Source organism: Saccharomonospora sp. NPDC046836 (assembly GCF_040645195.1).
Taxonomy (GTDB): domain Bacteria; phylum Actinomycetota; class Actinomycetes; order Mycobacteriales; family Pseudonocardiaceae; genus Prauserella_A.
This window is the reverse complement of the sequence record NZ_JBEYXW010000027.1, coordinates 58,071-80,735: the sequence shown is the minus strand read 5'-3', so window position 1 is coordinate 80,735 and position 22,665 is coordinate 58,071. Positions and strand designations below refer to the sequence as shown.

Annotated in this window: 25 protein-coding genes; 11 read left to right on the top strand and 14 right to left on the bottom strand. The window is 69.8% G+C overall.

The genetic code is table 11. The features are described from left to right. Positions 1-9: 9 nt before the first annotated feature. The 5 genes from pyrE (at position 10) to ABZ863_RS26000 (ending at position 4,180) form a co-directional block, all read left to right on the top strand. On the top strand, positions 10-573 hold the full coding sequence (gene pyrE / locus ABZ863_RS26020; protein WP_358540526.1) for an orotate phosphoribosyltransferase: 564 nt from the start codon (positions 10-12) through the stop codon (positions 571-573). A gap of 127 nt (positions 574-700) precedes the next feature. After that, entirely contained in the window at positions 701-2,302 is a 1,602-nt protein-coding gene (locus ABZ863_RS26015) for a flavin monoamine oxidase family protein (RefSeq protein ID WP_358540524.1), read from the top strand. Between the two features lie 4 nt (positions 2,303-2,306). Continuing rightward, positions 2,307-2,972 (top strand): Rid family hydrolase, encoded by a 666-nt coding sequence (locus ABZ863_RS26010; RefSeq protein WP_358540522.1) that lies wholly within the window; start codon positions 2,307-2,309, stop codon positions 2,970-2,972. A 147-nt stretch (positions 2,973-3,119) separates the two neighbouring features. After that, the gene (locus ABZ863_RS26005; protein ID WP_358540519.1) at positions 3,120-3,503 is read left to right on the top strand and encodes a DUF2784 domain-containing protein; all 384 of its coding nucleotides are present in this window, start codon (positions 3,120-3,122) and stop codon (positions 3,501-3,503) included. A gap of 20 nt (positions 3,504-3,523) precedes the next feature. Then, positions 3,524-4,180 (top strand): TrmH family RNA methyltransferase, encoded by a 657-nt coding sequence (locus tag ABZ863_RS26000; protein WP_358540517.1) that lies wholly within the window; start codon positions 3,524-3,526, stop codon positions 4,178-4,180. A gap of 6 nt (positions 4,181-4,186) precedes the next feature. Here the strand turns inward: ABZ863_RS26000 and ABZ863_RS25995 are convergent, their stop codons facing one another. After that, entirely contained in the window at positions 4,187-5,236 is a 1,050-nt protein-coding gene (locus ABZ863_RS25995; protein ID WP_358540514.1) for a LacI family DNA-binding transcriptional regulator, read from the bottom strand. Positions 5,237-5,387: 151 nt separating this feature from the next. Between ABZ863_RS25995 and ABZ863_RS25990 the strand changes: the two genes are divergently transcribed. From ABZ863_RS25990 to ABZ863_RS25980, 3 genes are all read left to right on the top strand, one after another. Further along, positions 5,388-6,227 carry a PfkB family carbohydrate kinase gene (locus ABZ863_RS25990; protein WP_358540551.1) on the top strand — a complete coding sequence of 280 codons (840 nt, stop codon included), beginning with the start codon at positions 5,388-5,390 and terminating at the stop codon, positions 6,225-6,227. 1 nt (position 6,228) lies between these two features. Beyond that, positions 6,229-6,864: a nucleoside/nucleotide kinase family protein gene (locus ABZ863_RS25985; RefSeq protein ID WP_358540511.1), complete on the top strand. Its 636-nt coding sequence runs from the start codon at positions 6,229-6,231 to the stop codon at positions 6,862-6,864. A 142-nt stretch (positions 6,865-7,006) separates the two neighbouring features. After that, positions 7,007-7,417: a VOC family protein gene (locus ABZ863_RS25980; protein WP_358540549.1), complete on the top strand. Its 411-nt coding sequence runs from the start codon at positions 7,007-7,009 to the stop codon at positions 7,415-7,417. A gap of 9 nt (positions 7,418-7,426) precedes the next feature. On the opposite strand, the gene ABZ863_RS25975 is transcribed toward ABZ863_RS25980, so the two are convergent. The 6 genes from ABZ863_RS25975 to ABZ863_RS25950 form a co-directional block, all read right to left on the bottom strand. After that, complete coding sequence (locus ABZ863_RS25975; protein ID WP_358540508.1) at positions 7,427-8,098, bottom strand: DedA family protein; 672 nt, start codon at positions 8,096-8,098, stop codon at positions 7,427-7,429. 73 nt (positions 8,099-8,171) lie between these two features. Next, positions 8,172-8,972: an SRPBCC domain-containing protein gene (locus ABZ863_RS25970; RefSeq protein ID WP_358540505.1), complete on the bottom strand. Its 801-nt coding sequence runs from the start codon at positions 8,970-8,972 to the stop codon at positions 8,172-8,174. Continuing rightward, positions 8,969-9,556 (bottom strand): helix-turn-helix domain-containing protein, encoded by a 588-nt coding sequence (locus ABZ863_RS25965; RefSeq protein WP_358540502.1) that lies wholly within the window; start codon positions 9,554-9,556, stop codon positions 8,969-8,971. Before ABZ863_RS25965 ends, ABZ863_RS25970 begins: the two co-directional genes overlap by 4 nt. A 41-nt stretch (positions 9,557-9,597) precedes the next feature. Continuing rightward, the gene (locus ABZ863_RS25960; protein WP_358540499.1) at positions 9,598-10,419 is read right to left on the bottom strand and encodes a YceI family protein; all 822 of its coding nucleotides are present in this window, start codon (positions 10,417-10,419) and stop codon (positions 9,598-9,600) included. Continuing rightward, positions 10,419-13,016 (bottom strand): MFS transporter, encoded by a 2,598-nt coding sequence (locus ABZ863_RS25955; RefSeq protein ID WP_358540496.1) that lies wholly within the window; start codon positions 13,014-13,016, stop codon positions 10,419-10,421. Before ABZ863_RS25955 ends, ABZ863_RS25960 begins: the two co-directional genes overlap by 1 nt. Then, a complete protein-coding gene (locus tag ABZ863_RS25950) occupies positions 13,013-13,555 on the bottom strand; it encodes a MarR family transcriptional regulator (protein WP_358540493.1) in 543 nt (180 codons plus the stop codon). The genes ABZ863_RS25955 and ABZ863_RS25950 overlap by 4 nt, the downstream gene beginning before the upstream one ends. Before the next feature lie 198 nt (positions 13,556-13,753). On the opposite strand from ABZ863_RS25950, the gene ABZ863_RS25945 reads away from it, so the two are divergent. Together ABZ863_RS25945 and ABZ863_RS25940 are read left to right on the top strand one after the other, a co-directional pair. Then, positions 13,754-14,179 (top strand): PPOX class F420-dependent oxidoreductase, encoded by a 426-nt coding sequence (locus ABZ863_RS25945; protein ID WP_358540491.1) that lies wholly within the window; start codon positions 13,754-13,756, stop codon positions 14,177-14,179. A 9-nt stretch (positions 14,180-14,188) separates the two neighbouring features. Further along, entirely contained in the window at positions 14,189-15,583 is a 1,395-nt protein-coding gene (locus ABZ863_RS25940; RefSeq protein WP_358540488.1) for an FAD-linked oxidase C-terminal domain-containing protein, read from the top strand. Positions 15,584-15,587: 4 nt separating this feature from the next. Here ABZ863_RS25940 and ABZ863_RS25935 read toward each other — a convergent pair whose 3' ends face one another. The 5 genes from ABZ863_RS25935 to ABZ863_RS25915 are packed head-to-tail and all read right to left on the bottom strand — an operon-like array spanning position 15,588 to position 19,232. Next, positions 15,588-16,256 carry a VTT domain-containing protein gene (locus ABZ863_RS25935; RefSeq protein WP_358540485.1) on the bottom strand — a complete coding sequence of 223 codons (669 nt, stop codon included), beginning with the start codon at positions 16,254-16,256 and terminating at the stop codon, positions 15,588-15,590. Between the two features lie 54 nt (positions 16,257-16,310). Further along, complete coding sequence (locus ABZ863_RS25930) at positions 16,311-16,643, bottom strand: hypothetical protein (RefSeq protein WP_358540483.1); 333 nt, start codon at positions 16,641-16,643, stop codon at positions 16,311-16,313. Beyond that, positions 16,640-17,389, bottom strand: coding sequence for a MerR family transcriptional regulator (locus tag ABZ863_RS25925; RefSeq protein WP_358540480.1), 750 nt, complete (start codon positions 17,387-17,389; stop codon positions 16,640-16,642). The genes ABZ863_RS25930 and ABZ863_RS25925 overlap by 4 nt, the downstream gene beginning before the upstream one ends. Positions 17,390-17,411: 22 nt before the next feature. After that, the gene (gene nagA, locus ABZ863_RS25920) at positions 17,412-18,563 is read right to left on the bottom strand and encodes an N-acetylglucosamine-6-phosphate deacetylase (RefSeq protein WP_358540477.1); all 1,152 of its coding nucleotides are present in this window, start codon (positions 18,561-18,563) and stop codon (positions 17,412-17,414) included. Between the two features lie 57 nt (positions 18,564-18,620). Beyond that, complete coding sequence (locus tag ABZ863_RS25915; RefSeq protein WP_358540474.1) at positions 18,621-19,232, bottom strand: SigE family RNA polymerase sigma factor; 612 nt, start codon at positions 19,230-19,232, stop codon at positions 18,621-18,623. Positions 19,233-19,391: 159 nt separating this feature from the next. On the opposite strand from ABZ863_RS25915, the gene ABZ863_RS25910 reads away from it, so the two are divergent. Continuing rightward, positions 19,392-19,673: a YciI family protein gene (locus ABZ863_RS25910; protein WP_358540471.1), complete on the top strand. Its 282-nt coding sequence runs from the start codon at positions 19,392-19,394 to the stop codon at positions 19,671-19,673. A gap of 18 nt (positions 19,674-19,691) precedes the next feature. Here the strand turns inward: ABZ863_RS25910 and ABZ863_RS25905 are convergent, their stop codons facing one another. Both ABZ863_RS25905 and ABZ863_RS25900 read right to left on the bottom strand, forming a co-directional pair. Beyond that, the gene (locus tag ABZ863_RS25905; RefSeq protein WP_358540468.1) at positions 19,692-20,804 is read right to left on the bottom strand and encodes an NDMA-dependent alcohol dehydrogenase; all 1,113 of its coding nucleotides are present in this window, start codon (positions 20,802-20,804) and stop codon (positions 19,692-19,694) included. Between the two features lie 176 nt (positions 20,805-20,980). Next, the gene (locus tag ABZ863_RS25900; RefSeq protein WP_358540465.1) at positions 20,981-22,609 is read right to left on the bottom strand and encodes a helix-turn-helix domain-containing protein; all 1,629 of its coding nucleotides are present in this window, start codon (positions 22,607-22,609) and stop codon (positions 20,981-20,983) included. Between the last annotated feature and the right edge of the window lie 56 nt (positions 22,610-22,665).

Below are 22,665 nucleotides of genomic sequence, written 5' to 3'. Positions count from 1 at the left end.
TTGCTGGCCGTGGCAAACCCTTCGTTGGATCAAGCGGCGAAAATCGAACTGGCCAGACTGGTCACCGAGCTGTGCGTGGTGCACGGGAAGGTGACGCTCGCCTCCGGCAAGGAGGCCGACTACTACGTCGACCTGCGCCGGGCGACCCTCCATCATGCCGCCGCGCCACTCATCGGCAAGCTGCTGCGCCAGCTCACCGCCGACTGGGACTACGTGGCCGTCGGCGGGCTCACCCTCGGCGCGGACCCGGTGGCCACCGCCATGCTGCATTCGGCGGCGGCCGACGGCATGGTGCTCGACGCCTTCGTCGTGCGCAAGGCGGTCAAGGAACACGGCATGCAGCGCCGCATCGAGGGCATGGAGGTCGCCGGGCAGCGGGTGCTCGCCGTGGAGGACACGTCCACGACGGGCGGCAGCGTGCTCACTGCCGTCGAGGCGCTCACCGAGGCCGGTGCGACGGTCGTCGGGGTGGCGACCGTGGTCGATCGCGGTACCGGTGCGCTGGAGGCGATCGAGCGGACCGGTCTGCAGTACCGCTATCTGCTCGATCAGGACGACCTCGGGCTCTCCTGATCACCATCCGGTTACCCGCACCGAGCTCTTTTCTTAGCTTTACTAACAAGTAAGACATCCAAGTGTCACCCGTCAGGGTGATCGCGCCGATCAAGCTCTGCTTCGCCACGTGGCGAAAGGAGCTTGCATGGCAGCGAATGTGACCCGTCGGACCCTGCTGAGATCGATCGGTGTAGCCGGTGGAGCGGGGGTGATGTTCGAGTCGATGCTCGCACTGGGACTCGTCGCGTCCCCCCAGGCGCTCGCCGTACCGGACTTCCGCTCCCCGGCACCCGGTGATCTCGGCTCAGGCAAACGCGGCAAGAAGGTGGTCATCCTCGGCGCGGGCATCGCCGGCCTGGCCACCGCCTACGAACTGGCCAAGGCCGGTTACCAGTGCACGATCCTCGAGGCGAAGAACCGGGTCGGTGGCCGTAACTGGACCGTCCGTGCCGGAACCACCGAGACCGACCTCGATGGCCACACGCAGACCGCGCGGTTCAGCCGCGACTCGAACGTCTACCTCAACGCGGGCCCAGGGCGGCTCCCGCAGTCGCACATCACGCTCGACTACTGCCGCGAGCTCGGCGTGCCGCTCGAACCGTTCCTCAACGCCAACGCCAACGCGCTCATCTACAACGAGGGCACCGGCGTGGCACCGCAGCAGTACCGCACCGCCAAGGCCGACATGTACGGCTACGTGTCGGAGCTGCTGGCCAAGGCTGTCGACCGCGGTGCCCTCGATCAGGAACTCACCACTTCCGACAAGGACGCGCTGCTGACCTTCCTGTCCGGTTTCGGCGCCATCGGCAACAAGGCGTCCGGCTATGCCTACAGCGGTTCGGGCAGGCGCGGCTACTCCGTCGAACCCGGTGCCGCCGACCAGGCCGGGACGGTGCTCGGCCCACCGCCGTCGCTGTCGGAGGTACTCGCCAGCCAGGTCGGCCGTTACTTCTCCTTCGAGTTCGGCTACGACCAGGCCATGACGATGCTCCAGCCGGTGGGCGGTATGGATGCCATTCCGATGGCGCTCTACGCCGCGGTCGGCAAGGACAAGGTGCGGCTGGGTGCCGAGGTCACCAAGCTCACCGACACCGCGGGCGGCGTCGAGGTGCTCTACCGGGACAAGAACGGCAAGGAGGTCCTGGTCAAGGCGGACTTCTGCGTTGCGACGCTTCCGCCGCACATCATGGCCAGGGTTCCCACCAACCTGGACGCCGGCGTCACCGCTGCGCTGAAGTACCCCACCATCACGCCGGCCGGCAAGATCGGACTGGAGTACCGGCGCCGGTGGTGGGAGACCGATGACCACATCTACGGCGGCATCACCGAGACCGACATGGATCTCGCACACGTCTGGTACCCGTCCTCGGGCTTCCACGCCAAGCGCGGTGTGGTCGTCGGTTACTACAACACCGGAACCAGCGCCCGCACCTACGGTGCGCTGACCCCGGCGCAGCGCACCGAACGTGCACTGGCGCAGGGCGCGAAGATCCACGGTGAGAAGTACCGCTCGGAGCTCGCTTCCGCGTTCTCCGTTGCGTGGCACCGTACGCCGTTCCTCGAGGGCGGCTGGGTGGGCTGGCCCTCGCGCACGAGCGGGCAGTACGCATTGCTGAACCAGCCGGCAGGGCACGTCTACTTCGCCGGTGACTGGCTCAGCTACTACATCGCGTGGCAGGCGGGTGCCTTCGACTCCGCACGCTACGCCGTCACCAACATCCATCAGCGCGTCATGGCGGAGGGCTGAGTACATGGAGAACATCTCCCGGCGCCGGCTCGGCGCCGTCGCGGGCGGAACGGCCGTCGCACTCGGCCTCGGTGCCGGAACCGCGAGCGCGAGTGGTGGTCGCGGGGTCAAGGGGCCCAAGCCGAACGAGGTCCGGTTCAACATGCCCGAGGGCAACAACCCCTCGATCGCGGGCGGTGTCGCCGTCGGCAGTTCGGTCGCGGTCTACACCAGCAGCGGTCTCGGCCCCGCCGCCGCGAATCCCGCGGCACCGGCAGGCACGCCGGAGCGTTACCTCGACCTATCGCTGTTCCCGGGAGGCACCCTGCCCGCGGGCGTGACGGTCACCGAGGCGCAGGCGTGGAACACGCTCAAGCGGATCGTGGACAACCTGGAGGCGGCCGGGGCGAAGCCGCAGGACGTCATCACGATGAAGTGCTACCTCAAGCGCACGCCGGGCGCCACCGACGCCGACTACGCGGGCTGGAACCGCGCGTACCGGCACTTCTTCGCCAACGTCGATCTCGACTCGGGTAAGCCCATCCCGATGCCGATCGGTACCACCCCGGCGGTCGCGCCCTACGTCGTCAACCCCGCACGGCCTGCCCGTGCCACGACCGAGGTCGCCGGCCTCGCCGTCGCGGGCTGGCTCATCGAGGTGGAGGTGCAAGCCACCTATCCCTCGCGCTGAAATGTCGGGAAATCTCCGTTACCGGCAAAGAAATGTCGGTGACGGAGATTTTCCTACACACAGGAGATCGTTTCGAGACGATCTCGCGGCGCAAGACGAGGTACCGTTAGCCGTGTTCAGGGGGTTGCCACGGGGTAGGTGGGGCGGTTGCTGGAGTTTCTGACCGTGCTGACGGCAACGGTCCACTTTCTGGCGCTGATCTACATCGGGCTGGGCGGATTCCTGGCTTGGCGGTGGCCCAAATCGATCTTCGTGCACATCTTCTTCGCCCTCTGGGGCCTCGCCGTGAACATCTTCCCGCTGCCGTGCCCGCTGACGGTGCTCGAGGACACGCTGCGCGAGGAGCGCGGGCTCGGCCCGCTGCCGGGCGGCTTCAACGCGTACTACATCTACGACACCATCGTGCCGCGCGAGCTGCTGCCTGTGGTGGGCATCGGGGCACTGCTGGTGGTCATCGTGTCCTACGTCGGTGTGTTCGTGCTGTGGCGCCAGCGCAACCACACCGGCGGCCACCGCGTCGGGGTCAGCTGACACTGGGCGACAATGGCCTTGTGATCGAGGACAGCCGGGCAGGGCCCACTGAATGGGTAACCGGCATCGAAGTCGGTGTCGGGCCGTGGGAGGGCCCGTGGCCCGACGACGACCGGTACGACCCCGAACTGCTCGAACACGGCGACCGGCGCAACGTCGTGGACGTCTACCGGTACTGGCGGCGCGAGGCGATCGTCGCCGACATGGACGCGCGCCGGTACCCGTTCCACGTCGCGATCGAGAACTTCCAGCACGACCACAACATCGGCACCGTGGTGCGCACCGCCAACGCCTTCGCGGCCGCCGCCGTCCACATCGTCGGTAAGCGCAGGTGGAACCGGCGGGGCGCGATGGTGACCGATCGCTACCAGCACCTGTACCACCACGCCGATGTCGCCGCGCTGGCCGAGTTCGCCGCCGCGCAGGGGTTGCCGATCGTCGCCGTGGACAACACACCGGGCGCGAGTCCGATCGAGACGGCGGCGCTGCCCCGTGCGTGTGTGCTGCTGTTCGGTCAGGAGGGCCCCGGCCTTTCCCCGGCCGCGCAGGCTGCCGCGGCGCAGGTGGTGTCAATCGCGCAGTTCGGAACCACCCGCTCGATCAATGCCGGTGTCGCCGCCGGGATCGTCATGCACGCCTGGGTCCGGCAGCACGCGGACCTCTCGGCCGTCCGGTAAACGCGTTCAGTCCAGAATGGACTGAACGCTGGCGGTGAGCCCGCACCCGCAGGACTGCCGGTGGCGCAGCATCGGCGGCAGCCGGACCGTCTCGGGAGCCCGGTCCGGGTCCTTGATCCGGGACAGCAGCAACCGCACCGCCTCGCGGCCGATGTCGGCGATCGGCTGGGCCATTGTGGTCAGTGGGGGTTCCACGAGATCGGCCCACTCGGTCTCGTCGTAACCGACGACGGCGATGTCCTGTCCCACGCGCAGCCCTCGGCGCCGGGCCTCGTGCAGCACGCCTGCCATCATCGCGTCGTTGCCGACGAGCACGGCCGTGGGCGGATCGGTCTTGCCGAGCAGGGTGGCGAACGCCGCTGCGCCACGGGCGCGCTCGGAGTGCCCTGACTCCACCAGTTCCGGGTTCCAGGTCAGCCCCGCGCGGCCGAGACCGAGCCGGTAGCCGAGGGTCCGTTCCTCGCTCGTCGCCAGCCCCGGAGTGCCGCTGACGAAGCCGATCCGGCGGTGGCCGAGCGCGGCCAGGTGCTCGGTGAGCGCGGAGGTGGACTGGATGTTCTCGGTGCCGACCTGGTCGACGTCGCCGCGGGTCGCCAGCCGGTCGACGAGCACGGTCGGGATGCCGAGCGAGACGAGCTCGCTGATCACCGCACCGTCGCCGGGTACCGGGGTGAGCAGCAACCCCTCCACGCGGCGTGCCCGCAGAGCCCGCACGATCGCCTGTTCGGTGTCGACGGTGTCGTGCGTGTCGGACAGCAGCACGGTGTAGCCTGCGGCCGCGGCCTCCCGCTCGATGGACTGCATCAGTGCGGCGAAGTACGGGTTGGCGAGCAGCGAGATGGCAAGTCCGATCGACCGGGTGCCTCCGGTGACCAGCGAGCGTGCGATCACGTCGCCGGTGTAGCCCGTCCGCTCGATGGCATCGAGGACGGCCGCGCGGGTGTCCGGCGCGACGGCCCTGGTGCCGTTGACGACGTGCGAGACGGTGGTGATCGAGACCCCGGCCAGCTCGGCGATGTCGCGCTGGGTGGGCCGGGTCGTCCTCGTCGGGGGCATGGGTGATCCTTCGGCGGGGCACGGGTCGGGTTCGACAAGCGTTTGCGCAAACGCTTGCGCCGGAGCATAGACGGTGCCTACCGTCCAAGCGTCCGCGGTGTCCCCGGAGCAGGTGGGAGGCTGCGAGGAGGCACCGAGGAAGGTGGACGGCGTGCGCGTGCTGCTGGCCGGGCTGTGCACTGTGGACCTCGTGCAGTGGGTCGACGAGCTTCCCGTGCCAGGGCGCAAGGTCCAGTCGCGTGCGGTAGAGGTGGCGGCAGGCGGCCCCGCGACGAACGCGGCGGTGACGGTCGCGGCGCTGGGCGGCGAGGCCACGTTGCTGACCGTCCTCGGCGCACATCCGCTCGCCGGGCTGGCGCGTGCGGATCTCGGCAGGTGTGGTGTCCAGGTGCATGACGTTCTGCCGGACCATCCCGGACCGCCTGCACTCAGCGCTGTCGCCGTACGCGAGCGCGACGGTGAACGAACGGTCGTGTCGCACAACGCGGCGGCCGTGCCCGACCTAGCCGAGGTGGACGTGGCAACGCTGCCACCGGCTGATGCCGTTCTGGTGGATGGCCATCATCCGCGCCTTGCGCTGGCGGCCGCGCGCTGGGCCCGCGCGAACGGGCGCCCCGTCGTGGTCGATGCCGGCAGCTGGAAGCCGGTGTTCGCCGAGTTGCTGCCGCTCGCCGACATCGTGGCCTGCTCGGCCCAGTTCAGCGCCCCCGCCGGTGCGCTACGAAACGTGCCGACGGTGATCACCACCGCGGGCCCGGACCCCGTGCGCTGGTCCAGTGGTGGGCTGACCGGTGAGGTGCCGGTGCCGCGGGTGACGGCGCGGGACACACTCGGCGCGGGCGACGTGTGGCACGGCGCGCTGGTCTCGCGGGTCGGCGAGCTCGACCTGCCGCAGCTGATCGGATTCGCGAACGCCGTCGCGGCCGAACGGGTGCGTCACAGTGGACCGAGGAGTTGGCTTGGCCCAGTGCGGGCCGCCGGATGGGAGTGAGATGACGTCGTTCGACGAGCTGCTGGACAGGGCGCAGGAACTCGCGTCGACCGATCGGCGCACGGTGCTCGGCATCGCGGGCGCCCCTGCGTCGGGCAAGACGACGCTGGCCAGGCGCCTGGCCAGCGCGCTCGGCGATCGCGCCGCGGTGGTCGGCATGGACGGGTTCCACCTCGCGCAGGTGGAGCTGAACCGGCTCGGGCGCACCGATCGCAAGGGCGCGCCGGACACCTTCGACGCCCACGGCTACGTGCACCTGGTCCGCAGGCTCGCGCACGGCAGGGAACTCGTGTACGCGCCGGAGTTCCGCCGGGAGATCGAGGAGCCGATCGCCTGCGCGGTGCCGGTGCCCGAAAGTGTGCGGGTCGTCATCACTGAGGGCAACTACCTGCTGCTCGACTCGCAGCCGTGGGCCGAGCTGCGCTCGCTGATCGAACAGGTGTGGTACCTGCGGCCGGACGAGAACGCCCGCATCGAGCGGCTGGTGACCCGGCACCGCAGGTACGGCCGGTCGCTCGTGGAGGCCCGGCAACGCGCGCTGGGTTCCGACCAGCGCAATGCCGACCTCGTGGCCCCGAGTGCGATTCGTGCCGATCTCGTCGTCGAGGACATGGAGCTGCCACAGTTCGCTGTGTGAGTTGTCCACAGCTCTTGTGGACAACTGGCGGTTATCCACAGGAGAACGGGCCGGTTACGGCGACGTCCCATTCCAGCCACTGACCGGGCGGGCACCCGCTGACGCGGTGAGAATCCACACCGGGGTGGAAGGACGGCAGACGGTGTCGATACTCACGAGTGTGCATCACCTGGCGCTGACGGTGACCGATGTCGACCGCAGCGTGCCGTGGTACGTGCGGGTACTGGGCTTGGCCGAGGTGTCCCGCCGCGAGGAGCCGGACCGTGGGCTGCGCAAGGTGATGTTGCGGGCGCCGGACGGCGGGTTCGCCGTGGTACTCGTCCAGCATGAACACGGGGAGCGCTCGCCGTTCGACGAGCGGCGCACCGGGCTCGACCACATCGCCTTCACGGTCCGCTCGCGCAGCGAGCTGGCCCAGTGGGAGGAACGCCTTGCCGGGTACAGCGTGACCTACACGCCCGCGACGCCGTCGCGGGCGGTGCCCGGCGCCGAGGTCGTGGTCTTCCGCGACCCGGACGGCATCCAGCTGGAGGTGTGGGCGGATCCCGCGTGAGGGCCGCGCTCAGGTCGTCGCGGTCTCCGGGTCCGTTTCCACGGGGCGCCGCATCTCCTGGCGGTAGCGGATCACCCCGTACACGGTGCCGGACACGAAGAACGCGATGCTGAACCAGACGAGTGCGGTCTTCAGCCACGGCAGCGTGTCGAGCAGGCCCGCGCCGTAGTAGCCGACCAGGACCAGCGTCGGCACCCAGAGCAACGCACCAGCGGTGGTCGCGAGCAGGAAGCGCCGGGGGTCCATCCTCGCCGCGCCCGCGATCAGCGGTGCCAGCGTGCGTACCCACGGAATCCAGCGGGCCGCGACGATGGCGAGGAAGCCCCTGCGGTTGAGGAACGCGCGCGCACGGTCGAGGTTGCGCTGGTTGAGCATCTTCCCGCCGCGCCGTGCGATGAACTTCGTCCCCGTCTGCCTGCCGATGAGGTAACCGGCCTGGTTACCGATGACCGCGACCGCCACCGCGACGAACGACAACGTCCAGGCGTGCGCCACCGCGCCGTGCTGCGCGAGCACGACGCCTGCGCCGAACAGCAGGGAGTCGCCCGGCATGAACAGTCCGACGATCAGGGCACATTCGACGAACACGAAGCTGAGCACGATGACCCAGACGAGCACTGGACCGGCCGTCGAGAGCCAGCCCAGTCCTGCGCCCGCGGATTCAGCGTGCACAACAGTCACGCCCGGCAGCGTACGTGTCCGCATCCGCCTGTTCCCAGCCCGCGATATCGGTTGGACAGTATTTGGACGGGGTTTACCTACCGGTGTCGGTGGCCAGGCGCGTGAGCCATTCGTGCCAGCGCGGGCGTTCCCGTTCGGCGACCGCCTCGGCGCCAGGGCCGTACAGGCGCCCGGTCACGTTGACGGAGAGCGTGACGGCATCCATCGGGAAGCTGGAGATCCCGAACAGCGCGGGGCACGGCTGCGTCGCACGGAGCAACACGAAGAACGGCCCGAGGTGCTCGACCGTCCCGTTGGCGTGCGGCGCGTTCGCCGGGGTGCGAAACGGCGCGCCCTTGGCGAGGCCGCTCAGTCCCAGCGCCGCCGCGACGCGGGTGCCGACCTCGGCACGTGCCGTCGCCGGTGCTCTGACGGGCACCGTGAGGTCGAGCCGTGCCGCGGGCTCGTCGGCGAAGTGGGTGACGTAGGAGCGCAGGAGAAGCAGCGCCATCCGCCAGCCGGTGCCGGTCTCCTCGGCGATGTCGTCCCAGCCGTCGCCGTCGGCGTAGAGGCCGCTCACCACGCGCACCACACAGCTGCCACGCTCACGTGCCTCGACGAGGAACTCCGTCGCGATCGTGGGGCCCGTAGTGGCTGCCCGCTCCTCGTAAGCGAACCGATGCGGTGGCTCCCAGGCGGTCACCGTGGCGAAGGCGTCCGGCCCGAACGGTCCCCTGTGCAGCCGCACGGCGCCGCCCTCGCGCGGCTCGATATCGGCGGGAAAGGACCAGGCCGCGCTGCCGGATGCGGTCGTGATCGCCTCCCAGACCTCCTCGGGACTGGCCGCGATCTCCACCTCGGCGTGGGTCACGTGCGCGTCGCGATCGTCGGTCATGTGGTGGTGTTCGTGGGGAGCGGGTGAGCGGCGACCATGAGCCGCTGCCACCGGCCGTCGGGTGCCTGCTCGTCGTGGTACTTCGCCGCGAGGCCGGACACCGCGGTGGCGAGCTCGTCGGCGAAGGCAGCGCGGTCGTTCGGGGTGGCGAAGCGGATCTCGGTGTCCAGCGCGAAGACGGGCAGTGTTCTGTTAGCGCGCGCTGCCCGCCGGGCGAGCGCCCCGACCTCGCGCACCACCCTGGCGGCGAGCGCGATCAGGTAGGCGGCCGAGAGCCGGTTGCCGTCCCGCGCCGGGGCGCGTTCGGCGCCGAGCGGCTCCGGCGCGACCACGTAGCCCGCGGCCGTGGCCACCAGCAACCGCTCGGTGAGCCCGCCCCAGACGCGGGTCTCGGCCACCTCCACCAACCCGTGTGCTTCGAGTTGGCGCAGGTGGTAGTTCACCTTCTGCCGGGTGAGCCCCACGCGCGCGGCGAGCGTCGCGGCGGAGGCGGGCTCGCGCAGCTCGGCGAGCAGCCGCGCCCGTACCGGGTCCAGTGCCACCACCGCGGCGGCGGGATCGGCGATCACCTCGATGTCCTGCATGCCCCCAGAAAACCCGTTGACAAACCAATTCGTCAAGAGGTTCAAAGCTCCGGCAGCTGCTCCCCCTGGACGGCCTGGATGTCGAGCTCGACCTTGACGGCCGTGCCGATCATCGCCACGCCCGCACGCACCATCGCGTTGTAGTTGATCGCGAAGTCGTCCCGGCGCAGCTCGGCCCGCGCATGGAAGGCCGCGCGCACCCCGCCCCACGGATCGGGGCCGTACCCGCCGTACTGCAGCTCCAGCTCGACCTGCCTGCGCTGGCCGTGGAGGGTCAGCTCACCCCGCAGGGACCATCGGTCGCCACCCTGCCTGGTGAGCCCGGTGCTGACGAACTCGATCAGCGGATAGGTGTCCACGTCGAGGAAATCGGGCGACCGCAGGTGGTCGTCGCGCATTGCGATGCCGCTGTCGATACCCGCGGCGTCGATCTCGGCGCGTACGGACGACTGCTCAACCGGCCGCGCCACGTCGATCCGCCCCGACCGCAGCGGAAGGCGGGCCTTGATGCTGGAGATCCCGAGATGCCGCGCGGTCACCAGCACCGACGAGTGCGCCGGATCGATGACCCACGGTCCCGCGGGCGGCAGCTCGACGGCACCGTCCTCTGCGGCGAGGGTGATCTCGCCGATCGAGCCGGTGCCGTCTCCGGCGATCTGCGCGGTGCGGGCGACCGGCAGGTAGCCGGCCGCCGTCACCACCGCGGTGTAGACGCCGGGGGGCAGTGGCTCGGTGGCCACTGCCCCCCGCACGTCCGCGTCCACACGCGCCGTCTGCTTGCCGGCGAGGTCGGTCACTGTGAGCACGGCGTTCTCAACGGCCCAGCCTTCGGCGCTGCGTACCCGGCCAGTCAGTCCCGACATCAGCGTGCGGTCCCGCTGAGGTCGTCGATCACCTGGTCGTAGCCGAGGCGCACATCGTGCCGCGCCTCTCCGCCTGCCACCAGCACCTGGCTCGTCGCAGGCGGGTAGCCACTAGCGACGACGGTGTAGTCGCCCTCGGGCAGGTCGCTCACCACGTACTGGCCGGACTCGTCGGTCCGGGCCACAGCGGCGACGTTGCCGTCGGCGTCCAGCACGGTGATGCGGGCGTCGGGCACCGCTCGGCCGTCCTCGGTCCGCGCGGTACCGGTGAGCAGTACGGAGCCTGCGAGCTCGACGTCGTGGCACAGCACACCGCTGTCGGGGACCGTCAGCGTCACCGCGACGGGCCGCAGCCGCTCCCCGCTCGCGACGAGCGTGTAGATGCCGGCACCGACACCGCGGAACGCGTAGGCGCCGTCCTCCTGCGTGGTGGCAGCGCCGGTGACATCGCCACGGGAGTCGGCGAGCGTCACGGTCACGTTCGCCAGCGGTGTGCCCTGGCCCGCGGTCCGCACCACGCCGGTGACCTCGCCCGAACCGGCCAGCGTGATGTCGACCCGGACAGGAGCCTGGCTGTTTCCGACCACGACGCTGGAGGCCTGCGGCTGGTACCCGTTCGCCGACACGATCAGCACGTAGGTTCCCGCGCCGGGTGCGCCGATGGTGTAGCCGCCATCGGCGTGGCCGGTGCCGCGGGCCACCTGGCGGCCACGCTGGTCGATGAGGGTCAGCGCTGCGCCCGGCACGGACACGCCGTCCTGCCTGCGGATGTGCCCGGTGATCGGTTCACTGTCGGTCGCGACCGGCTCGCCGAGCCCTGCCGATGCCATGATCGGCATCGTGGCACCCTGTAGCTCGCCGTGCCCGTTCCGTTCCGTCAGTGCGTGCCTGCCTGCCCCGGCCAGCGCGGGTTCCCGGTCGGTGTCGAGCGCCTCGTCGGCGTCGGCCAGCGCCTGCTCGCGCGTGGTCTCTTCGGCGGCCGTGTCGTCGAAGAGTGCCTCGGCGCCCTCGATCGGCGCCGCCGCGGGAGCGTTGCCCGCCAGCGGGATCTCCCGCATGAACAGCAGCACGAGGAACGCCAGTGCGGCGACCCCGGCACCGAGGTAGAACACGACGTGCAGCGAGTCGGTGAACCCGATGAAGAACGGCCGGGCCTGCTCGATCGGCAGCTGCTGCAGGAACGAGGAGTCGCTCATGATGTCGCCTGCGCCGTTCAGCGCGGCCGGCGAGACACCCTCGCTGCGGAACGCCGCCGCGATGTTGTCCGTCAGCGTGCTGAACAGGATCGACAGGAAGACCGCGACACCCAGGGTGCCGCCGATCTGCCGGAAGAACGTCGCGGACGCGGTCGACACGCCCATGTCCCGGCGCGGGCCCGCGTTCTGCACGGCGATGATCAGGGTCTGCATGCAGTTACCGAGACCGAGACCGATCACCAGCATGTAGACCATCGGCTGCCAGATCGGGCTGTCCCACTGGATCTGTGCCCACAGCAGCATGCCCACGGCCATGAGGAGGGTGCCGATGACCGGGAAGATCTTGTACCGGCCGGTGCGCGAGGTGATCTGGCCCGAGGTGATCGACGCGACCATGATGCCGACCATCAGCGGCAGCGACAGCAGGCCGGCCTCGGTGGGTGTGTAGCCCTGGACGATCTGCAGGTACTGCGGGATCAGCGAGATCGACCCGAACATGGCGACACCGACGATGAGCCCACCCGCGATGGCGACGCTGAAGGTCGAGTTGCGGAAGAGCCGCAACGGGATCAGCGCCTCTTCCTTCATCACGTGCTCGATGAACAGGAAGAGCACGAGCCCGACAGCGGCGATGCCATAGCAGATCACCGAACCGGTCGAGCCCCAGCCCCATTCGCGGCCCTGCTCGGCCACCAGCAGCAGTGGCACCAGGCAGATCGCCAGCGCGAGGCCGCCCCACCAGTCGATGCGGTGGTCGTGCCGCTCGTGCGGCACGTTGAGCACCCTGGCGACGACCGCCAGCGCGATCAGCCCGAGCGGGACGTTCACGAGGAACACCCAGCGCCAGCCCGCGATGCCGGCCAGCGAGTCCAGCCCGGAGAACAACCCGCCCAGCACGGGGCCGAGCACGGTCGCGATGCCGAAGGTGGCGAGGAAGAAGCCCTGGTACCGCGCCCGCTGGCGGGGCGGCACGATGTCGCCGAGGATCGTCAGCGCCAGCGACATCAGGCCCCCCGCGCCGATGCCCTGGATCGCCCGGAACGCCGCGAGCTGGTACATCGACTGCGCGAACGTGGACGCGATGGAGCCGATGATGAAGATCGAGATCGCGGCCAGATAGAACGGTTTGCGGCCGTAGATGTCGGAAAGTTTGCCGTAGATCGGTGTCGCGATCGTCGCGGTGATCAGATAGGCCGTGGTGATCCAGGCCTGCAGGCTCAGGCCGTGCAGGTCGTCGGCGATCGTGCGGATCGCGGTGCTGACGATGGTCTGGTCGAGTGCGGCCAGGAACATCCCGGTCATCAGCCCGACCAGGATCACCATGATCTGCCGGTGTGTCAGGTTGGGTCCGCTCTCGGCGCCCTCGCTGGGCGCCGACGGTTTCTCGACGGCGGATGTCATGCGTTCTCCCCCTTGCCGTGGCCGTGAGCTGCCGCGTCGGCGAGCTGCGGCTCGATGTTCTCGATGCTGGTGTTGAGGCGGTCGAAGAGTGTGTTGAGCGTGGTGCGGTCTTCCTCAGGCCATTCGGCGAGCATCGTTGCGAGCCAACGGCTACGTGCTTTCCTGTTCTCCGCGAAGACCCGCTGCCCCTCTTCGGTCGGCGCCAGCAGGCACGCGCGACCGTCGACGGGGTCGGCCTTGCGCTCGATGAGCCCATGCTGGACGAGCGAGCTGCTCTGCCTGCTGATCGTGGAGATGTCCGAATGCAGCGTGTCGGCCAGGCGGCCGGTCCGCTGCGGGCCCTCGTGGATCAGGCAGGACAGGATCGCGTAGGCGGCCCGCTCGATGCCGTCCGGTCCCTGCTTCGTCAGCTGCGCCTTCATGCGCGTGACGAGGCGCATGAACCGGATCAGCTGGTTGCCCAGCTCGTCCGCGACTGCGAGTTCGGCATTGGTGGGCTCGGCCAAGCGCGGCTGGGCGTGCTCGGATACGGGTGCCATGCGCGGGTCTTTCGTGACGAATTGTCTTGTTTGTGCCATACAACTAGTTGGCTAATACAAGGATGTCCCCGAATGGCCGCCTCGTGCAACCTCATTTCCTGCCGCTGTGGGCCAGCCCACGTCAGTTTCACGCGCAAGTGTGTTATCGGTGCTCCGGCGGCACGGAATTCCGTGTCATGGTCCGGTGTTGTGCGGACCATGACACGCGACGACGCGCTGCGGGCGCTGCTCGGCGGCCGGCAGCCCGGGGTACTCGCCACCATCAAGCGAGACGGGCGGCCCCAGCTGTCCAGCGTCAACCACCACTTCGACCCGGACACCGGCACCATCCGGGTCTCCCTCACCGACGGCCGCGCCAAGACGGCCAACCTCCGCCGCGATCCCCGCGCCAGCTACCACGTCGCGAGCGAGGACGGCTGGTCCTACGCCGTCGCCGAGGGGACCGCGGAGTTGTCCGAAGTGGCCCGCGATCCGTACGACGCCACCGTGGCGGAGCTCATCGAGCTGTACCGCGACGTACGCGGTGAGCATCCGGACTGGGACGAGTATCGCGCCGCGATGGTCGCCGAGCGGCGGCTCGTGCTGCGGCTGCGAGTAGACCGGGTGTACGGCCTGGCACGTTAGCGTTGGCGCATGACGCAGATCGGCGCCGCCCTGCTGACCAGACTCCGTGACGAGCTCGGCCGCGAGGCCGTGCTCACCGACGTCGACGTGACCGCTGCCTACGCGCGCGACCAGATGCCGCTCGCGCCGTCCGGGACTCCGCTCGCCGTGGTGCTGCCCACCGATGTCGCCGGCGTGCAGGCGACAGTGCGGGCGTGTGCCGACGCCGGTGTGCCCATCGTGCCGCGCGGCGCGGGCAGCGGGCTCTGCGGTGGCGCGAACGCGATCGAGGGCTGCGTCGTGCTGGTGACCACCAAGCTCAACCGCATCATCGAGATCGACGCCGACAACCGTCTCGCGGTGGTCGAACCGGGCGTGGTCAACCAGGATCTGCGCGAGGCTGTCGCCAAGCACGGGCTGTTCTACCCGCCCGACCCGTCGAGCTACGACTGGTGCACGATCGGCGGCAACCTGGCCACCAACGCAGGCGGGTTGTGCTGCGTCAAGTACGGCGTCACCAGCGATTCGGTGCTCGGTGTCGAGGTGGTGCTCGCTGATGGCTCGCTCCTGCGCACCGGGCGGCGCACCGTGAAGGGCGTGGCTGGCTACGACCTCACGAAGCTGTTCGTCGGCAGCGAGGGAACCCTTGGCGTCATCACGCAGGCGACGCTCGCGCTACGCCCGTTGCCACAGGCGCCTGGCACGCTCGTCGCCGCGTTCGCCGGCACGCGGGACGCCGGGGCCGCGGTGAGCCGGATCGTGCGCGAAGGGCTCGTCCCGTCGCTGATGGAGATCATGGACGCCACGACGGTCGACGCGGTCGAGAAGTACCTCAAGACCGATCTGGGGACGGGGGATGGCACCGGTGCCCTGCTGCTGTGCCAGTCCGACGCCGGTGGGGAGCTCGCCCGGCGCGAGCTCGCCGCCATCGAGCAGGTGTGCGCCGACGCCGGTGCCGAGCTGACGCACACCACCGACGACCTCGCCGAGGGCGCCATGTTGATGCAGGCCCGCCGTTCGGTCCACCACGCCATCGAGGCCTTCGGCGCCACCATGACCGACGACGTGTGCGTGCCGCGCACGCGGATCGCTGAGCTGATCGAGGGATGCGAGCGGATCAGCGCCGAGGTCGGCCTGCTCATCGCCGTCTGTGGGCATGCGGGCGACGGCAACATGCACCCCACGGTCGTCTACGACGCCGATGCCGAGGGCGAGTTCGAGCGCGCGAAGCGGGCGTTCGACGCGATTCTCGAACTGGGCCTTTCCATGGGGGGCACGGTGACTGGCGAGCACGGCGTCGGCAAGTTCAAGCAGGAGTGGCTGGAACGCGAGCTGGGTCCCGTCGGCCTGCGCGTGCACCGGCAGGTCAAGCACGCGCTCGACCCCGGCAACCTTTTCAATCCAGGGTCGATGTTCGCGCTTTAGCCGTTCACTGCTCGGTTTCCGTCGCGGCGGCCTTCTTCTCGCGGCGGCTCTTGAGGTACTCGATGGCGATCGGCAGCACCGACACCAGCACGATCAGGATGAAGATCGCGTCGACGTTGTCCCGGATGAAGGAGATGTTGCCGAGCAGCGCACCGAGCACGATCAGCCCAGCGGCCCAGAGGATGCCGCCGAGCACCGTGTAGGTGAAGTACTTCTTCGGCTCCATGCGGCCGATTCCGGCGAGCCAGGTGATGAAGGTGCGCACGAACGGCACGAACCGCGCGAGCACGATCGCCTTCGGCCCGTGCCTCTCCAGGAACGCGTGGGTCTTGTCGACGTACTCCTGCTTGAAGAACCGGGAGTCCGGCCGGTTGAACAGCTTCGGCCCGGCCTTCCAGCCGATGGCGTAACCGACGGCGTTGCCGATCACCGCGGCGATAGTGGCGAGTACGCAGACCAGCCACAGCGGTGCTTCGAGGCTGCCGTTGGCGATGAACAGCCCGGCTGTGAACAGCAGCGAGTCACCAGGCAGCACAGGGAAAATGCTGCTCTCCGCGAAGAGGATCAAGCAGAGAACGGCGATCACCGCTGGGCCGATCCCGGACAGGAGGTACTCGGGGTTGAGCCAGTCCGGCATGATCGACATCTGGGCAGGCGACTGCGCGAGATTCACCCTGCACAAGGTACAGGGTCCCGCTGTGTGCCCTGATTGCCCTCGAAAGCGCAGTTACAGCAGTGTCAGCAACCCGATCACCGCGCCCGTCGCAAGGCCGAGCAGCACCGTGAGCAGCAGAATCCAGCGCACGGGCACCGGTCCCGGCGGTGGTTGGGGCTGGCGAGCGGGCGGCGTCACCGCGGGTTGTGTGGGGGTCAGCGCGTCGAGCGCGGCTCGCTCGCGCTCCAGTGAGCCCTCCCCGGCCCCGGACAGCAACCCGTAACCGCCGGGTGTCTCGACGACCGGCTGCGGCTCCCGCCTCGGCGCGCTCGGCTGCGCCGGGGGTGCGTTGCGGGCCTGCGCGCGCAACGCCTCGGCGAGCAGGCGCTCGGGGTCGTCGCTCATGACCCTTTAGGGTACTGGCGCTTCAGCAGCGGACCGAGGCGTTCGGCGACCCAGTCGCTGAGTGAGCGGCTCATCGATCTGGCAAGGAAGGCGGCGACGGTGGCCTGCGCGAGCGGCCGTAGCCGGCCTGCGCGCTCGGCAAGCTCCGGGATCTGCTCCGCACCTGGTGGCCACTCGGGGCTGTCGGTGGGGGCGACGTGCTTGTCGACCATGCGCAGGAACAGGGCGGCCAGTTCGTCGGTGTGCCGCTGTACCTCCCCGGCCAGGTGCAGGATGACCGGCATCGGCACCCCTGCCGCGAGAAGTTCCCGGCAGGTGTGCAGCAGCCGCGGGCTGCGCACCACGACGTCGTCACCATCGCGCTCGAACACGCCGAGGGCTACCGCTCGCTTGATCGTCTCCGGCGCGATGGGCTCGCCCAGCTCGATGGCGAGCTCCGCCAGCGACATCCGGGTCGGGGGTTCGTCGCTCCACGGTGCGGTGAGGACCTGTTCGAGGCCGAGCAGGTCCGTCAGGTCGCGGCCGGACTGCCAGGCCGTGATCAGCTCGCGGATCTGCGCGAAGGTGTACCCGCGTTCGAGCAGGCTGCGGATGAGGCGCAGCCGCGCCAGGTGCGCCTCGGAGTAGAAGGCCGCGCGGCCACGGCGCACGGGTGCCGGGAGCAGGTCGCGATCCTGATAGACCCGAACGTTTCCGACTGTCGTTCCCGCCGCGCGGGCGAGTTCGTCGACGCGGTACTCCGCCACCCAGCAGAGTCTAGTGGTCGCGTTATGTCACCCATTCGCCGTGGCGCAATACTCCCATTGGGCAAAGGTCATCATCTCTGAGTAGAACGAGGTCCGCGAGCAGTCCGGGGCGCAGGGCGCCGGTGCGATCCGCGATGCTCAGCAGCTGGGCGGGCGTGCCTGCCGTGGCGCGGACCGCCTCGGTGAGGCCGAGCCCGGCGCCGTGGACGAGGTTGCGGAACGCGGCATCCATCGTCAGCGTGCTGCCGGCCAGCGCGCCGTTGCCCGCGAGCGTCGCGACGCCGTCCCGCACGTCGACGGCGAGCCTGCCCAGGCGGTAGGTGCCGTCCGCGGCGTCGGTCGCCGACATGGCGTCGGTGACGAGTGCGGTGCGGGTGGGGCCCGCGTGCCGGGCGGCCAGCCGGAGCACGGTCGGGTGCACGTGGACGAGGTCGCAGATCAGCTCCACGGTGACGCGCTCGTCATCGAGCAGGACGCCGATCGGCCCCGGCTCGCGGTGGTGCAGCGGTCGCATTCCGTTGAACAGGTGGGTGGCGACCGTCGCGCCTGCCTCGACTGCGGGGCGGATCTGCTCGGCGACGCCGTCGGTGTGTCCGATCGCCGCGACGACGTCACGTTCGGTCAGCTGGCGGATGGCCGTGATCCCGCCGTGGAGCTCGGGCGCGAGCGTGACCATCCGCACGTGCCCGCGTCCGGCGTCGAGCAGCGTCGCGACCGCGGCGGTGTCCGGTTCGCGCAGTGCTGCCGGGTCGTGCGCGCCGCAGCGCATCCGCGCGATGAACGGTCCCTCCAGGTGAATGCCGGCCAGCTCGCCGTCGTCGACGAGTTCGGACAGCGCGGTGAGCTGTCTGGTGAGTACGGGTAGCGGATCGGACACCAGGCTCGCGAGCATGGTGGTGGTGCCGTGCCTGCGATGTGCGGCGATCGCGGCGGCGGCGACGGCGGGGTCCGTGGTGGAGAAGGACGCGCCGCCCCCGCCGTGACAGTGCAGGTCGATGAATCCGGGGACCACGAGTGCGCCGCCGACGTCGAGCTGAGCGCCCGCGGGCGGGGTTCCGGTGCCGACACCGCTGATCAGCTTCCCGGACACGGCAACCCAGCCGGGGTCCAGCACGCCCTCTGGGCAGACCACCCGGCCGCCCGTGAGGACCAAATCGTCGTCGGCGACCTTCACAGCCACATCATATTGGTCCAGACCAGAACTCACGATACGTGCGGACTGAGCGGTCAGTCAGTTCCGGTTGTCCTGCATCGCCCGCTGCAGGGCTTCGAGCGCGCGGCTGGCGGTCGACTTGACCGTTCCCTTGGAGATGCCGGCGGCCTCGGAGATCTCGGCTTCCGACAGCCCGCCGTAGTAGCGCAGCACCAGCACCTCCCGCTGGCGCGGCGGCAGCTTGGCGAGCGCGTTGACCACAGCCTGGTGCTCGGTGGACAGCATGGCGAGGCTCTCGGCCGAGCGGGCGTTGACGGCATGCGGTGGCACGTACTCGCGGGCGGTCTTGCGGCGGCGCAGCACGCTGCGCGATCCGTTCACCACCGCCGTACGCAGGTAGCCGACCGCGGCCTGCGCGTCACGCAGTTTGCCCCAGTTGCGGTGCAGGCCGGTGAACGCCTCCTGCACCACGTCCTCGGCGGTGGCCGGTTCGTCGACGAGCAGGATCGCGAGGCGGACCAGCCGCATCCGGTGCTGGCGGTACAGATCCTCCAGCGTCAGTGGCCCGGTGGGCAGGGGTCTGGGCACGGGGGCATCCAGCGTCCGCAGCTGCCCCAGTGTCTGCTCGACGCTGCTCTCGGCATTCCCCGCGGCGTTGCGCTGGCGCATGGGCTCGGCGCTGCCCTGCATGGAAACCTGCCCATCCCTCGACGGCATTCGGCGAGCCCCGTACCGGAACCCGCGCGTACTCAGCGTATCGGTTCCCGGGGTCGTTACCCAGATGTCTCAGACGACCGGCAGATACCGATACGGTGCGCACAGGGGCAAGTACGAGTTCGGGAGGACGCAGTGGCGTGGTTCGTGGTGGAGACCCGGTACGTGCAGGAGAAGTACGGGGAGGTGCGGCCGCGGCACCGCGAATACCTGAAGTCGCTCGTCGAGCGTGGGATCGTCGCGGTGGCCGGGCCGCTGGAGAACAACATCGGTGGCCTCACGCTGTGCCAGGCCGACAGCCGCGAGGAGCTGCAGCAGATCCTCGACAGTGATCCGTACCACCTGGAAGGCGCCCTCGCGGAGCGCACGATCCGTGAGTTCACACCGGTACTCGGCGCCTGGGTACCGGCCCAGTAACGCGCCCCAAGCAGCTGGTTACTCTGCGTGGACGATCACGCCGCGGATGTTCTTGCCGTCGCGCAGGTCCTGGTAGCCCTCGTTGACCTGGTCGAGGGTGTACTTCGTCGTCACGAGCTCGTCCAGCTTGAGCTTGCCCGCGTCGTAGAGGCGTAGCAGCTTGACGATGTCGTACTGAGGGTTGGCCGAACCGAACACCGTCCCCTTGATCGTCTTCTCGAACAGTGTCAGCACCCCGCCGGAGACGTGCACGGTGAGCTTCTCCGGGTTCGCCAGCCCGGTGACGACCACGGTGCCGCCCTTTCCGATCACGTTGAACGCGTCGGTCACGACCTGCTCGTCCACCGTGCCGACGGTGATCAGCGCCTGGTCGGCCATCTGCCCCCAGGTCAGCTCGCCGACCTTCGCCGCGGCCTCGGCGGCCGTGGCGAACGCATGCGTTGCGCCGACCTCCAGCGCGGTGTCCCGCTTGAAGCCGACGGGGTCCACCACGACCACGTTCTTGGCGCCCGCGTGCGCCGCGCCCTGCACCGCGTTGATGCCGATGCCGCCGATGCCGTAGATCACCGTGGTGTCGCCGGCGCGGACACCGCCCGCGTAGTTGGCGCTCGCCCATCCGGTCGGGACACCGCAGCCCACCAGCACGGCCGTTGTCAACGGCAGCCAGTCGTCGATTTTGACGACCGAGTGCTCGGAGATCGTGGCGCGCTCGGCGAAAGTGCCGAGCATGCAGACGGCCCCGACATCGGTGCCGTTCGCGTGGAACCGGTAGCTGCCGTCAGGCAGGTGACCGTCGAGGATCGTGGCGCCGAGGTCGCACAGGTTCGACCGGCCGGTGGCGCAGTAACGGCAGCGCCCGCAGTTCGGGATGAAGCTGCACACCACGTGGTCGCCTGGCTGCACCTTGGTCACGCCGGGGCCGATGTCCTCGATGACGCCTGCGCCCTCGTGACCGCCGACGATGGGGAAGCGAGGTACCAGATCGCCGTCGATGAGGTGCAGGTCGGAGTGGCACAGACCGGCTGCCGTGTACTTGATGAGCACCTCGCCGGGGCCGGGGCCGTCCAGATCGAGCTCGAGGATCTCGAAGGGCTTGCCAGCGTCGAACAGTACCGCTGCCTTCGTCTTCACAGCTGTCTCCTCACGTGCGCCGTTGCAACGTTGGTACGCCGATTGTCGGCTGCACCGGGCCGGGACAACTGTGCAAATCCTGCACAGTCTTGTTTCAGAACCCGCCCAGCCACCTTGGGATGGCGGGTTCGGCCGCTCCACCTGACCAGGCATCCCCCGGTTCGCCGCTTGCACAGTCAGCGCGTGATCCGCAGCGCCCGCATCCGGTTGTAGAGGGTCGAGCGGCTGATGCCGAGCCTGCGGGCGGCATGCACCTTGTTGCCGTCGGCGGCGGCGAGCGCCTTGGTGATCGCGTCGTGCTCGGCCTGTTGCCAGCCGGTGAGCCGCAGTGACGGCGCGCTCACCTGGCAGCTCGGCGCCAGATCGCGGGCGGTGATGTCGCCGGCCGAACGGCGCTCGGCGGCCTCGCCCAGCACGGTCTCCAGCTCCCGGAGGTTGCCCGGCCACGGTTGCGCGGCGAGCAGTTCGAGGGCACCGGCGGTGAGGCGCAGGGAGGTGCCCGGCCGAAGCTCGTCCAGCAGGGTGCGTGCGAGTGCCGGGATGTCGGCGCGCCGCTCCCGCAACGGCGGCAGCTCCACCCTGCGGTGCACGCGGGCGGCCAGCGCCGCGTGTTCGCCGCACAGGTCGGCGACCGGAACGCCGGTCAGCACGAACCATCCGGTCGAGCTGTCGAGCAGCCTGGCCAGCCGCGCCGCGAGCACGGGTGGCAGCAGGTGCACATCCCGCACCGCGACCAGGCCGGGATGCCCGCGGTCGAGCTCGGTGAGCCGCTCGCACCACGCCGCCGCACCGAGCACCGGTACGTCCGCGGCGTCCAGCCGCGCCAGCGGTTGCCCTCCGGCGAGGACGGCCGTTGCCGCGGTGTGCCCGGTACCCGGCTCACCGGACACCAGAACCCGGCGCCGGGCCTGCGCGGCGCGCCGTAACCGCTCCTCGGCGTCAGCGGGCAGGATCCCGCCCAGCGCGCGCCGCCGTGGCCGGCTCGGGTAGGCGGGGCGCAACGGCGCGAGCTCGAACAGCATGCCGGCGTTGACCGACACCGCCTCCATCCGCACCTCCACCTCGGTGCCGGAGGTCAGGCACAACCTGCGCACCCCGCGCCGGGTGCGGCTGACCTCGCGCAGCAGTGCGTGGTCGCAGGCGTCGACCAGGTCCACCGCGGCGCTGTTGGCGAGTACCACGTCCTCGCCGAGCGCCAGCACCGCCGACGAACGTCGTTGGGCGGCTTGGAACGCGGCGAGCAACCGTTGCTGTGCCTGGTTCGACCCGGCGGCGAGCCGCCGCTCGATGTCGGCGACGGCGTGTCCGAGAAACGGCGCCAGGAGCGGGTTGGTGTCCGTCACCAGCCCGCTGATGTCGAGCACGCCCTCGAGACGCCTGGTGGCCGGGTGCACGATCGGCTGGCCGTAGCAGGTGAACCGCTTGAATGCCTCCAGGTAGTGCTCCGCACCGTGCACGGCGACACCGCGGCGGACCTCGTGCGGCGTCGCCAGCGAGTTCGTGCCGCTGGTCTCCTCGGTGAACTGGCAGCCTGGCACCGCGCTGACGTCGTCCAGCGCCCGCTCCGCCGACCGCTTGCCGAAGCGGCGCGCCACAATCCGGCAGTCGCGGTCGGCGAGCACCAGGCAGAGGCTGGTGTCTGCCAGGTGTCGCGCGTGGGCGTCCAGCACGGGACCGGCCGCACGAAGCAGCCTGCTTTTCGTGTCGATGTCGTGCATTTCCAGCCGGTCGGCCGGACTGGTCGGGCGCAGGCCGGACAGCTCCGCCCTGCGCCAGGACTGTGCGATCTCCGGACGTAGCTCCACGGCGCACTCCTCATCGAGTGGTCCAGGCCATCATCGCAGGCACCGGAGCCTGCCGG

Excerpts from the sequence above, each read along its gene's own strand:
- ABZ863_RS26015 (WP_358540524.1), top strand. The coding sequence starts at position 701 with ATGGCAGCGAATGTGACCCGTCGGACCCTGCTGAGATCGATCGGTGTA.
- ABZ863_RS26010 (WP_358540522.1), top strand. The coding sequence starts at position 2,307 with ATGGAGAACATCTCCCGGCGCCGGCTCGGCGCCGTCGCGGGCGGAACG.
- ABZ863_RS25995 (WP_358540514.1), bottom strand. The coding sequence starts at position 5,236 with ATGCCCCCGACGAGGACGACCCGGCCCACCCAGCGCGACATCGCCGAG.
- ABZ863_RS25985 (WP_358540511.1), top strand. The coding sequence starts at position 6,229 with ATGACGTCGTTCGACGAGCTGCTGGACAGGGCGCAGGAACTCGCGTCG.
- ABZ863_RS25970 (WP_358540505.1), bottom strand. The coding sequence starts at position 8,972 with ATGACCGACGATCGCGACGCGCACGTGACCCACGCCGAGGTGGAGATC.
- ABZ863_RS25965 (WP_358540502.1), bottom strand. The coding sequence starts at position 9,556 with ATGCAGGACATCGAGGTGATCGCCGATCCCGCCGCCGCGGTGGTGGCA.
- ABZ863_RS25960 (WP_358540499.1), bottom strand. The coding sequence starts at position 10,419 with ATGTCGGGACTGACTGGCCGGGTACGCAGCGCCGAAGGCTGGGCCGTT.
- ABZ863_RS25955 (WP_358540496.1), bottom strand. The coding sequence starts at position 13,016 with ATGACATCCGCCGTCGAGAAACCGTCGGCGCCCAGCGAGGGCGCCGAG.
- ABZ863_RS25950 (WP_358540493.1), bottom strand. The coding sequence starts at position 13,555 with ATGGCACCCGTATCCGAGCACGCCCAGCCGCGCTTGGCCGAGCCCACC.
- ABZ863_RS25945 (WP_358540491.1), top strand. The coding sequence starts at position 13,754 with ATGACACGCGACGACGCGCTGCGGGCGCTGCTCGGCGGCCGGCAGCCC.
- ABZ863_RS25940 (WP_358540488.1), top strand. The coding sequence starts at position 14,189 with ATGACGCAGATCGGCGCCGCCCTGCTGACCAGACTCCGTGACGAGCTC.
- ABZ863_RS25930 (WP_358540483.1), bottom strand. The coding sequence starts at position 16,643 with ATGAGCGACGACCCCGAGCGCCTGCTCGCCGAGGCGTTGCGCGCGCAG.
- ABZ863_RS25915 (WP_358540474.1), bottom strand. The coding sequence starts at position 19,232 with ATGCAGGGCAGCGCCGAGCCCATGCGCCAGCGCAACGCCGCGGGGAAT.